The 12,200-nt window shown below is 37.3% G+C and carries 8 protein-coding genes; 5 read left to right on the top strand and 3 right to left on the bottom strand.

What is annotated here, in order from left to right:
* Positions 1 to 314 precede the first annotated feature (314 nt).
* Entirely contained in the window at positions 315 to 875 is a 561-nt protein-coding gene (locus JOC86_RS14835; protein WP_205173700.1) for a DUF2777 family protein, read from the bottom strand.
* 181 nt (positions 876 to 1,056) lie between these two features.
* On the opposite strand from JOC86_RS14835, the gene asnB reads away from it, so the two are divergent.
* Entirely contained in the window at positions 1,057 to 2,907 is a 1,851-nt protein-coding gene (asnB, locus tag JOC86_RS14840) for an asparagine synthase (glutamine-hydrolyzing) (RefSeq protein ID WP_205173701.1), read from the top strand.
* A gap of 209 nt (positions 2,908 to 3,116) precedes the next feature.
* On the opposite strand, the gene JOC86_RS14845 is transcribed toward asnB, so the two are convergent.
* Together JOC86_RS14845 and JOC86_RS14850 are read right to left on the bottom strand one after the other, a co-directional pair.
* Positions 3,117 to 4,478 (bottom strand): MATE family efflux transporter, encoded by a 1,362-nt coding sequence (locus JOC86_RS14845; protein ID WP_205173702.1) that lies wholly within the window; start codon positions 4,476 to 4,478, stop codon positions 3,117 to 3,119.
* Positions 4,479 to 4,653: 175 nt separating this feature from the next.
* The gene (locus tag JOC86_RS14850; RefSeq protein WP_205173703.1) at positions 4,654 to 6,411 is read right to left on the bottom strand and encodes an alpha-glycosidase; all 1,758 of its coding nucleotides are present in this window, start codon (positions 6,409 to 6,411) and stop codon (positions 4,654 to 4,656) included.
* Positions 6,412 to 6,747: 336 nt separating this feature from the next.
* On the opposite strand from JOC86_RS14850, the gene JOC86_RS14855 reads away from it, so the two are divergent.
* The 4 genes from JOC86_RS14855 to JOC86_RS14870 all read left to right on the top strand — a co-directional run bounded on the left by JOC86_RS14855 (position 6,748) and on the right by JOC86_RS14870 (position 12,020).
* Positions 6,748 to 8,028: an extracellular solute-binding protein gene (locus JOC86_RS14855; RefSeq protein WP_205173704.1), complete on the top strand. Its 1,281-nt coding sequence runs from the start codon at positions 6,748 to 6,750 to the stop codon at positions 8,026 to 8,028.
* Between the two features lie 296 nt (positions 8,029 to 8,324).
* A complete protein-coding gene (locus JOC86_RS14860) occupies positions 8,325 to 9,611 on the top strand; it encodes a carbohydrate ABC transporter permease (protein WP_205173705.1) in 1,287 nt (428 codons plus the stop codon).
* A 1-nt stretch (position 9,612) separates the two neighbouring features.
* On the top strand, positions 9,613 to 10,455 hold the full coding sequence (locus JOC86_RS14865) for a sugar ABC transporter permease (RefSeq protein WP_205173706.1): 843 nt from the start codon (positions 9,613 to 9,615) through the stop codon (positions 10,453 to 10,455).
* A 41-nt stretch (positions 10,456 to 10,496) separates the two neighbouring features.
* A complete protein-coding gene (locus JOC86_RS14870) occupies positions 10,497 to 12,020 on the top strand; it encodes an alpha-amylase family glycosyl hydrolase (protein WP_205173707.1) in 1,524 nt (507 codons plus the stop codon).
* The last annotated feature ends 180 nt before the right edge of the window (positions 12,021 to 12,200 follow it).

Consider the following 12,200-nt stretch of genomic DNA (forward strand, 5'->3'; position numbering starts at 1 on the left):
TCCAGGTGACTCGTTTTATGCTTGTCAGATGCCCAAAGGATGTGGGTCAGAAAGGCGTTGACACAGGACGTGGAGAAGTTAGCCTTTCATCCTCTTATAGAGGCGCTTCCGCTTTTCTTATTGGATTTTCAATTTAGAATTTCGGAAAATGAGAGCAGGAGCTGATAAACTGGTAACCGAAAGGCGCCATTAAAGTGGAATTAAATCAAATTACACGAATTCTCACGAAAAAAATAAAAATAATTGACCATCTTTATTTAATCAGCGACCAATCAACTTTCCCCCTATGGATAAAGGGGATCACTCCTCTATGGTTATTCAAACTTTTCAATCATAATTCGTTTTCCATTACTTAAAGTGAATTCGAATCGGTCACGTTGTTTTTTATAGTAAGTAAAGTGATGTTGAACAGCACACACACTTTCGCCATTATCAAATGTCATAAAATTTACCCCTTGTCTGATTTTCCTATTTTCAAGGAAAGATAGATGGTTGTGACAGAAGATACAATCATATATTGAAAAGTCAATAGAATTTAAAGAGGAGATAAATTGTACAAAGGCATCGTCGTTTAACTCATCCATCAGCATTTCAAGTGCAAAGATTAGGTTTTTCTTAATTCGGATGCTTTCCTGTTCTTCTAAGGAAATTGTTAAATATTTCGTAAACACTTTTCCATTCGCTTGAAGTATTCCCCTGTGCCACTCACCATTTCGATTTACTTCCACCTCTTGCCCTGAATAAAATTCAAGATCTGTCTCTTCATCAAATTCATCATCGATAAAAAGCCATAAGTCATCTACCATTTCAAGCTTTCCGGTAATGTAGGAACGATTTTGCTTTTGTAGTAGTTTAGTTCGATAAAGATTATTCATATTTTCCCTCCTCATGACATAAAGTGGCTTTGTTATCTTCATTATCTACAAAAACTCTCTAGTTTAGCATATTTCTTTACAAGAAAAATGGAATTATGACAATTAACCAATTTTTCAAAAATGCATATGATAACCATATGTAATTGAGCCCATTTTCGAAAGGGAGAAGGGATGATAGGTAATGTGCGGAATTACTGGATGGATTGATTATTGGAATGAATTAAGAACTGAAAAAAACACTTTGGAAAAAATGACGAATACCTTAAAGAAAAGAGGCCCAGATGATACCAATTTTTGGCTGCATCCATATGTAGCATTTGGACATAAACGGTTAGTTGTAGTGGATCCTGAAGGTGGGAAACAACCTATGAGTAAAACGGCCCAGGATCACACATTTACGATTTGCTATAATGGCGAGCTTTACAATACAGAGGACATTAGAAAAATTCTTCTTACTAAAGGATATTCATTTAGTGGACATTCTGACACAGAGGTATTACTAGCTTCTTATATTGAATGGAGAGAAGAGTGCGTTGACCATTTAAACGGAATATTTGCTTTTGCTGTTTGGGATAGTGAGAAGGAGCATGTGTTTATTGGCAGAGATCGATTAGGGGTTAAGCCACTCTTTTATAGTGAGAAAAAAGGAGGTCTGTTATTTGGCTCTGAAATAAAATCCCTTCTTGCCCATCCAGATGTTAAAGCCGAAGTGGATCGTGAGGGACTTTCGGAGATATTAGGACTGGGACCTTCCCGATCTCCGGGTAATGGTGTATTTAAAGGAATTGCTGAACTAAGACCTGGGCACGCCCTTACTTTTTCACGCAATGGTTTAAAAATCTGGAGATACTGGAATGTTGAAAGTAAACGACATGAAGATACCTTTGAAGAAACAGTGGAGAATGTTCGCTTTTTATTGTCTGACAGTATCACACGTCAGCTTGTCTCAGATGTTCCCCTATGTACTTTTCTTTCTGGAGGAGTCGATTCAAGCGCCATTACAGGGATTGCAGCTAATACGTATAAAAGGGAGGGGAAAGGGAGACTCCACACCTATTCTGTAGATTATGAAGGGAATGACGAGTTCTTTAAGTCGAATGCTTTTCAACCTGATGCAGATGGTCCATGGATCGAAAAGGTGTCAAAACATTTCGGGACCACTCATCATTCCTGTTACATTTCACAGGAATCACTTAAAGATTATTTGGTGGAAGCCGTACATGTAAGGGATTTACCTGGGATGGCAGATGTAGATTCATCGTTGCTATGGTTTTGTAAAGAAATTAAACAAGATTTCACTGTAGGATTATCTGGAGAATGTGCTGACGAAATTTTTGGAGGCTATCCGTGGTTTCACAGAGAAGAAGACTTTCATCGCCATGGATTCCCATGGATGAGATCTACAGCAGAACGTCAGGGACTGTTAAAGCAATCATGGAAACAGAAGTTAAACCTCAATGAATATGTATTATCTAAATATGAAGAAACCGTTAAAGAAACTCCAAGAATGGAAGGAGAAAATGAGATAGAGGCGAAAAGGCGGCAGTTATTTTATTTAAATCTCATTTGGTTTATGACGACATTACTCGATCGTAAGGACAGAATGAGTATGGGAGCAAGTCTTGAGGTGCGGGTCCCATTCGCGGATCATCGCTTGGTCGAATACGTATGGAATATTCCATGGGAAATGAAGATGTATAAAAATCGCGAAAAAGGGATCTTAAGGAAAGCATTGGAAGGAATACTGCCACATGAGGTTCTTTATCGTAAAAAAAGCCCTTATCCGAAAACGCATCATCCGTTATATACGTCTCTAGTGAAAAATTGGCTTAATGAAATAATGGAGGATCCGTCATCCGTACTACTTGAACTATTTGATCAAAAACAATTACAGGATATTGTTCAATCAGACGGAAAAGCCTTTCAAGTGCCATGGTACGGTCAGCTAATGACGGGACCACAATTATTAGCTCATTTAGCTCAAATTCATGTTTGGTTTAAAGACTATAATATTAATATTGTAGAAAGTTAGAATGAAGAGTTTCTAATAATAAAAGGCTTGTTGCTATTTTTCAAAAAAGTTGATTGCAGCGAAAGGATGCTCGCTTTCCGCGGGGCTCACCTTACCCGCTACTCACGCAGGAATCTCACACCTTCTGCTCCAATCCACTCATCGTTTTCAATATTGTTAAAAGCAACAAACTTTTAGAAAAGAGCCTAATTAAAAGACCCCTGTAACCTCTAATTAAGGTGAATGGGGTCTTCATTTTTTATAAATGTTTTTCGAATCCATACCCTTGATTTCCAACGGTGCAGCATAATAATGCCTCTTAGCCACTCATCTGCTATAAAGGAAATCCAGATTCCGATTAAACCTAAACCAAAATGAATACCTAAGAGATATGAGAGGGTGACGCTCACTCCCCACATGGAGAGAATTCCCATATAGACCGGGAATTTAACATCACCAGTAGCTCTAAGCGCGTTGATTACAACAAGATTAAAGCTTCTGCCAGGCTCTAAAATAATCGTCAAATAGATTAATATGCAGCCTAAATTAATTATTTCTTGATTAGAAGTGAATATTTTCATCAATGGTGTAGACAAAAAGGAAAATAGTATAGCCATTAATACGGAAATAAAGATAGCAATCTTTAAACTTTTGATGCATCTCTGATAAGCTTCTTCGATTTTCTGTGCTCCCACCATATGTCCGATTAGAATTTGAGTACCTTGACTAATGGCAACACTAAATAAGAAGATAAACATCATTAAATTTTGAGCATAAACCTTGGTCGTTAACGCTTCTGTCCCAAGAATAGCAATGAAATACGTAATTACCATTTGAGACCCATTATAGGAGAGGTGTTCACCTGCAGAAGGGATCCCGATTTTCAATAGGTCTTTCAAATGCTTCATTGGAATCTTGAACAGGCCCTTAAAAGGCAAAGCATCTGGAACTCTTTTGAATAAGACGATTACTAAAACGACAAATCCTAGCAGCCTACTTATAGTTGTCGAGTAGGCTACCCCCTCGACGCCAAGAACTGGAACTCCAAAAGGACCAAAAATGAATAAGTAATTTCCGATAACATTAAGAATATTCATCCCAATCGTGATATACATAGCATCTTTCGTGTAACCATAACTGCGAATGATTGCACCTGCCGTCATAATTAGAGCCTGAATAAATGCAAAGCCACCGACGATATTAAGGTAGGAAGAAGCTTCAGTAAGCAGGTTTTTCGGCAAATCCATCAATAATAAAAGATCTTCGTTGAAAATCCAAATACTTAAACTTAGTAAAATTCCAAACAGCAAGTTCGCAAGAAGTGAGATTAATGAAATTTCTCCGGCTGCTTGCTTGCGTTCCGCTCCAAGGTTTTGGGCAACTAATATTGCTGTTCCTGTAGCAACAAATCCAAACATAACAATAATTAGAGAAAGGATTTGATTAGAAACTCCAACCGCAGCAACGGATTCGTCTGAATACTGACTAAGCATTAAGGTATCTGCATTGCCCATCAGCATATGCAGGAGAATTTCAATGAAGATTGGCCAAGTTAAGGCAAAGAGGGTGATATTTTTTGCATTTTTTTTCATTAGGTTCCCCTTTACTAAAACATTGAAAGGCTTGGGCTGTCCTATAAGGGGTCCAAAACCACATTAATTGTTCCTATATAGAAGCTGTTCTGACGATTTCTTCTATATAGTGAAAACTAGTGGTTTCTGACACCTTGGTTTTGCGGACAACCCTAAACCTTTTAGAGTGTTATTTTTAAAACTTTAAAATGGTAAAGTCGAATGGCTTAAGTTTCACATCGATTTCTTCAACATCAGCTGCAAATTCTTTAGAAGTATAGAGATTTTTGATGGTTTTCCCTTTTAAATCAAATGGAAGGGTATAGTTGATATCTTGTTCACTACAATTCATAAGGACGAGGACCGTTTGTTTCCCATCTGATTTTGTAAAAGCGATACTATCCCTATGTAACTCAGGTGGGAGAAAGGAAAGTGTACCTTCATTCGCAAGAAGAGGTTCCTTTTTACGTAATCTTATAAGAGTTTGAATATGTGTAAAAAGATCTCTATTTTGTTTCTCCCCATCCCATTCCATACATTTCCGACAGCCAGGATCTTGACCTCCAGACATTCCAATTTCATCTCCATAGTAAATACAAGGAGTTCCAATGAATGTCAACAGGAAGGTAAAAATTTGCTTTGCCCGGTTTTCATCTTGATTACATTCATTTAAAACTCTTGGAGTATCATGGCTTCCTACAAGGTTGAAGGCAACATCATGAATATTTTTAGGATACATATGCAGAACATTTGTCATATTTTCAACAAATTGCTTACTTGAGATTGACTGTTTAGCGAAAAGGTTTAGCAAGTTTGTTGTAAATGGATAGTTCATCACGGCATCAAATTGATCTCCTCTTAACCAAGGCATGGAATCGTGCCAAATTTCTCCTAGAATATATAAATCTGGTTTAATCGCTTTTACTTCTTGTCGAAATTCTCTCCAGAATTGATGATCAATTTCATTGGCAACATCTAATCGCCACCCATCAATATCAAATTCTTCAATCCAATAACGAGCCACATTAAGAAGATAATCTTTTACTTCGTTGTTCTCGGTATTGAGTTTAGGCATAAACGGGGTAAAAGCAAAAGTATCATAGTTTGGAACAGGTTCTGTTTTTATAGGGAAATCATGAATATGGAACCAGTCTTTATATTTGGATTTTTCCCCATGCTGTAGCACATCTTGAAAAGGTGGAAAGTAAAACCCACTATGATTAAAAACAGCATCTAACATAACTTTAATATCTTGATCGTGACAAGCTTTAATCAATCTTTTGAAAGTTTCTTTATCCCCGAATGCAGGATCTAATTCTAAATAATCGATGGTGTCATACTTGTGGTTTGAAAATGCTTTGAATATAGGTGTGAAGTAGATACCATTAATCCCCAAGTCCTTTAGATAAGATATGTTTTCTAAAACACCCTCAAGATCCCCTCCAAAGAAGTTATCAGGTGATGGCTCATTACTTCCCCAAGGAAGAGCACCATTAGGATCATTAGAGCTATTACCATTAGCAAACCTCTCAGGGAAAATTTGATACCAGACGGTATTTTTAACCCATTGTGGGGCTAAGAAGACATCTGCTGTATTTAGAAATGGAAAACAGAAATAATCCGCTACATCAGTTGACGGCTTTTGGAAAAAACCCTTTTCACCAAAAAAGGTTTCGGATGAACCATCATAAAGGACAAAACCGTATCGCAGCCTTCTAAAAGGAGGAGTAATTTCTACGAGCCAGTAATCAAATAATGAATCAGTACCAGTAAGAGTCATAGGGATGCTGTCGTATACCCACTTACCGTCTTCCCATCGATAAGGATCCCCAAACAATAGCGTTACTTTAGTTACATCCTTTTTCTTTGTTCGAATTCGAATGTGTAGATCATCCTTAGTGCAAGCGTATGCATAATTATCTTTTGGACGATGATAAATGGCTTCGATTTGCATCGGTGTCCTCCTTATTGTTGATTTTCACCTAAAGGTTATTCTAAATGCTTATGAATGTCAATATAGTAAAATTTCACTTAATAGTTGAAAAAGGAATATTTAATCGATAGATTGAATAGAAGGAGGCGATTTTGCTCGAACAATAGTAGTAATAATTTTCAAAAAAAACTGTTGTCAAACTAGAGATAGGCGGTATAATAGGAGTAGGTTGTGCAATCGTTTTCACTAATTATGAAAGCGTTAACGTAATACGTCTTTCTTTTTTTGTAGAATTGTGCAAACGTTTGTCCAATCATAATAGGGTTTATACTTACTATTTTCAGGAGGGGTCAGAGAATGAAGAAGGCATTATCATTACTTATGGTACTCATGCTTGTCCTAGGGGCGTTAGCTGCTTGCGGTCCTAATAGAGAAGAGGGGGCAGGCAATACTGATGAAAAGGACAACACTGCTGATGACGCAAAAAAGCCAGAGAAGTTAGTGATCTGGGAAGATGAAAAGAAATCAGCTTGGTTAGATGAGGTTGGGAAAAAATTCACTGAAGAAACAGGTATTGAATTAGAAGTTAAGGAAGTAGAGATGGCTTCTAAAATGAAAGAGCAATTACGTTTAGATGGTCCAGCTGGGACAGGTCCAGATGTATTAACTCTTCCACATGATCAGATCGGTGAATTAGCACTGGCTGGTCATATTGCGGAATTAAAAGTTGAACAAGATGTTAAAGATCGTTTTTCTGAATCTTCTATTTTAGCGGAAAGCTATGACGGGAAATTGTACGGACTTCCTAAATCTACTGAAACGCCGGTTTTTATATATAACAAAGCATTGATGGAAGAACCACCTGCTACAATGGAAGAACTATATGAATTCTCTAAAGAAAATACTAGTGGAGATCAATATGGTTTCTTAGCTCTTTGGGATAATTATTACTTTGCACATGCTGTAATTGGTGGTATGGGTGGATATGTGTTCGCTGAAAATGATGGAGCATTAGATCCGAAAGACATTGGTCTAAACAATGATGGTGCTGTTAAAGGTACAGAATATATTCAAAAATGGTATAAAGAGGGTCTTTTCCCTAAGGGAATCATTGGTGAAAACGGTGGTTCGGCAATGGATGGGTTATTCAATGAAGGAAAAGTCGCATCTGTTATGAACGGTCCATGGTCATTCCAAGGCTATAAGGATGCAGGGATTGAGATTGGAGTTTCGGCACTCCCACCATTTGAAAATGGAGAGCACATGAAAACATTTATGGGTGTGAAAGGGTGGCATGTATCCGGTTATTCTAAAAATAAGGAATGGGCTCAAAAATTCATCGAGTTTGTAACAGAAGATGAAAATTCTAAACTTCGTTTTGAGCAAACACATGAGGTTCCGCCAAATACAGCATTAATCGATGATCCTGCTATTGCAGATAACGAAGGAGCAAAAGCTGTAGCGGAGCAATCACAATATGGTGTACCAATGCCGAACATTCCTGAAATGGGTACTGTTTGGGAACCAATGGCAACGGCTTTACAAACAGTTGTAACAGGTAAAGCTGAACCACAAAAAGCTTTAGATGAGGCCGTTCAGCAAATTCAATCTAATATTGAAGCAAATCATTCAAATTAATCGTTGCTTAAAAGCGGTACCTTTCACTACTAGAGAGGTACTGCTATCCTTTTAACTTCCTATACTCAATAGCTGTATGAGCAAGGGAATCTTTTGATAGGAGCGTTAAAGTCAAGGTCCAGCTCTGCGCCCAGCCTCTCCAGTCAATAAGCCAAGTCATGAATGAAGGGAAGGTACCCTTCATTCATGACTCGGCTTATACTACACCTTAGGCTGAATAAAACACCGCCGATTTTCTTATCTCATAAAGCTATTGAAGGCTTACTATATCATGTTAGTAGAAAGGGGACTATTCTATGGCTGAAATGTCCTATCAATCTAAACATAAAAAAACAGCAATGACGCTTTCCTTATTACCTGGATTAGGTCAATTGTATAATAAACAATTCCTTAAGGGCAGTTTCTTTTTCATTATGACAGCTGCTTTTCTGTATGTCTTTTGGGATTTAATCAATATGGGTCTATGGGGGATCGTTACTCTTGGAGAAGACGTTTCCTACGGAGATCACTCGATTTTCTTAATGGTCAAAGGAATCTTAGCTATTATCATCTTATTATTTGGGGTTTTGTTTTACAGCTATAATCTATACGATGCACTTAAAAATGGCGAAAAACGTGATAAAGGTGAGAGGTTAAGTTCACTAAGAGAGCAATATCGTAATCTGGTGGATAATGGATTCCCGTACTTAATTATGTCGCCAGGCTTTCTATTATTAGTATTTGTGGTTGTTTTTCCAATTATTTTTGTCATTTTACTAGCATTTACAAACTATGACCTTTATCATTCACCGCCAGCTAATCTAGTTGATTGGGTTGGAGTCCAGAATTTTTTTGAAATTTTCAAGATAGATATATGGAGAGAAACGTTCTTCTCGGTTCTTGCTTGGACACTGGTATGGACTTTCGGTGCCACGACTTTCCAAGTGGCATTAGGTATTTTCTTAGCGATTGTCGTAAACCAAAAAGATTTAAAAGGGAAAGCTATTATTCGTACGGTGTTTATCTTGCCATGGGCGATTCCGGCTTTCGTTTCGATTTTAGTATTTGCCGGGATGTTCAATGAATCGTTCGGTACGATCAATCGCGATATTATGGCTGTTTTCGGTATTGATAATATACCGTGGATGACAGAACCCTTGTATACGCGCTTGGCATTAATCTTTATTCAGACATGGCTTGGGTTCCCATTTATTTTTGCGATGACAACCGGGGTATTACAGTCGATTCCTAATGAATTATATGAAGCCGCAACAGTTGATGGTGCTTCTAGTAGTCAGAAGTTCAAAAATATAACGTTGCCACTTGTTTTATATGCTACTGCACCAATCTTAATTACACAATACACCTTTAATTTCAATAACTTTAATGTTATTTATCTATTTAATGGTGGGGGACCTGCCATTTCTGGTCAAAACGCTGGTGGAACTGATATCTTGATTTCTTGGATATACAGTCTCACAATGACGTCTGCACAGTATTCTAAAGCAGCAGCTATTACATTGTTGTTATCGATTTTTGTTATTACGGTTGCCATCTGGCAGTTTAGAAGAACAAAGTCATTCCAAGAAGAGGATATGATGTAATATGAATATGAAAAAACAAAAGTTTATAAGATTGACACTATCATACATCGTTATTGGAATTATGTTTGCCATCATTTTATATCCTGTAGCGTGGATTATTGGTTCTTCTTTTAATCCAGGCCAAAGTCTCTCAGGGTCAAGCATTATTCCCAAGAATGCGACATTAGCTCATTATAAAGAGCTATTTGATACCAAACAGAGCGACTACCTTATTTGGTACTGGAACTCACTAAAAGTAAGTTTGTGTACGATGGCATTAACAGTACTAATGGTAAGCTTGACAGCCTATGCATTTTCTCGTTATCGATTTGTAGGGAGAAAGAATGGTTTAGTAACATTTTTAATCTTACAAATGATTCCTAACTTTGCGGCATTAATTGCGATTTTCGTCCTAGCTTTAGTAACGGATTTACTTGATACACATATTGGATTGATTCTTGTATATGTAGGTGGACAGATTCCGATGAATACATGGCTTATGAAAGGCTATTTAGATACGATCCCGAAAGAACTGGATGAATCAGCTAAAATGGATGGGGCAGGTCACTTAAGGATCTTCTTTCAGATTGTGATGCCACTTGCCAAGCCGATCGTCGCCGTTGTTGCCTTATTTTCATTTATTGCACCGTTTGCAGATTTCATTATTGCCAGTATCTTATTGCGTTCGGAAAAAATGTATACTCTTCCTGTAGCTCTCTACGATATGGTTGCCAAACAATTTGGGGCAGAATTTACGACATTTGCAGCTGGGTCTGTATTAATTGCCATACCAATTGCTATTTTGTTCTTATTCTTCCAAAAATACTTTGTTTCAGGTTTGACGGCTGGGGGTACAAAAGGATAATCTTATAGGCGTTACTACAATTTTATTAAGGAGGAGCGGAGATGAAAAGAAGAGTTCTATCTCTCATATTAGTCCCGTTTCTTCTTTTTTACGCCCTCCCGGCAGGAGCTGTTGAAAAAGAAGAACGAAAATGGCAGGATGAAACAATTTATTTTCTCATGACGGATCGATTTCATAATGGAGATCCATCAAACGATTTTGAGGTCAATGTTAAGGATCCCGAGGCATATCAAGGCGGGGATTTTCAAGGTATCATTGAAAAGCTTGATTATTTGAAGGAAATGGGGTTTACTGCAATCGAGTTAACACCTATTTTTGATAATGAAGCTAAAGGGTATCATGGGTTTTGGATTCAAGATTTCTATAAAACAGAAGAACACTTTGGAACCATAAAAGAGTTTAAGAAGCTTGTAGAGGAAGCACATAAGCGTGACATGAAAGTGATCCTGGATTTTGTCGTAAATCATGTAGGACCTAATCATCCTTGGATAAATGATCCGAAAAAAGAAGGGTGGTTCCAGGGAAAACAGCCGTTGAACGATAACGGGGAAGAGAATCCTGATTTACCTATTCTAAATACAGAAAATCCAGAAGTGAAAGAGTACTTATTCGATGCAGCTAAGTGGTGGATTAAAAAAACAGATGTGGATGGATACCGATTAGATATGGTTCAGCAAGCTTCACAGCCATTTTGGAGTGAGTTTTCAAAGGAAGTAAAATCAGTGAAAAAAGATTTCTATCTTCTGGGTGAAGGATCTAATAACAATCTACAAAATATTTCCAAATATGATGACAATGGAATAGGTGGATTTGTTGATTTTCCACAAGCAGAGGAAATGCGAAAGGTTTTCCAAAAGCCAGACGTTTCGATGGAAGGTTTATTCCATTATTTTGATCAAAACCAGTCCTTGTTTGAACAACCACATTTAATGGGAACGATTATCGACAATCATGATATGAATCGATTTACGAGTTTAATCGTTCAAAACAAACAATTCCCAGGAACACGCTGGAAGCTCGCTCTGACATATATGTACACGGTCCCTGGTATTCCAATTGTTTATTATGGGTCTGAAATCGCCTTAAATGGTGGGGAATCTTCTGATAATCACCGACTTATGAATTTCAAGACAGACGAAGAACTTATTGATCATATTACTAAGCTTGGAGAACTTCGTCAGGATCTTCCGGCATTAACAAGAGGAACAATGGAACTCCTATATGAAAAAGATGGTATGGCTGTCTTCAAACGGAATTATAAGGATGAGACAATCGTTGTGGCTATTAATAATTCAAGTAAGTCGCAACAGGTTACGATCTCTTCTGATGAACTTGAAGAGAATAAAGAGCTAAGAGGCGTACTTGCAGGTGGTATGGTTAAAGAGGAAAATGGCGATTATTCAATTATTTTAGACCGAGAATCGTCTGAGATTTTTGCTCTAGCGGAAAAGAGTGGATTGAACCTTTCCTTTATCGGAGCTTTATCAGCTGTCTATATTATATTCCTTATATTTATATATTTTGTTTGGAAACGTGGACGAAAAAAGAGGAAAGATACTAAGTAACATTTATTCTTTCCTTTTCCGAAACGAATCGAATTGAAAATATTTGATATCCAACATTCGTTTCAATCCAGCGTCTAGTCTATTCACTCTTGTTCAAAATGAAAGCGGAAACTGGTAAAATATAGATGAGTAAAAAAATTAGTGCGAAATGATTTATTTATGTTCAGCGCAAGTAGTGTT

It is taken from the genome of Rossellomorea pakistanensis (assembly GCF_016908495.1).
Taxonomy (GTDB): Bacteria; Bacillota; Bacilli; order Bacillales; family Bacillaceae_B; genus Rossellomorea; species Rossellomorea pakistanensis.

Coding starts and splice junctions, on each gene's coding strand:
- JOC86_RS14835 (WP_205173700.1), bottom strand. CDS start 875: ATGAATAATCTTTATCGAACTAAACTACTACAAAAGCAAAATCGTTCC.
- asnB (WP_205173701.1), top strand. CDS start 1,057: ATGTGCGGAATTACTGGATGGATTGATTATTGGAATGAATTAAGAACT.
- JOC86_RS14845 (WP_205173702.1), bottom strand. CDS start 4,478: ATGAAAAAAAATGCAAAAAATATCACCCTCTTTGCCTTAACTTGGCCA.
- JOC86_RS14850 (WP_205173703.1), bottom strand. CDS start 6,411: ATGCAAATCGAAGCCATTTATCATCGTCCAAAAGATAATTATGCATAC.
- JOC86_RS14855 (WP_205173704.1), top strand. CDS start 6,748: ATGAAGAAGGCATTATCATTACTTATGGTACTCATGCTTGTCCTAGGG.
- JOC86_RS14860 (WP_205173705.1), top strand. CDS start 8,325: ATGGCTGAAATGTCCTATCAATCTAAACATAAAAAAACAGCAATGACG.
- JOC86_RS14865 (WP_205173706.1), top strand. CDS start 9,613: ATGAATATGAAAAAACAAAAGTTTATAAGATTGACACTATCATACATC.
- JOC86_RS14870 (WP_205173707.1), top strand. CDS start 10,497: ATGAAAAGAAGAGTTCTATCTCTCATATTAGTCCCGTTTCTTCTTTTT.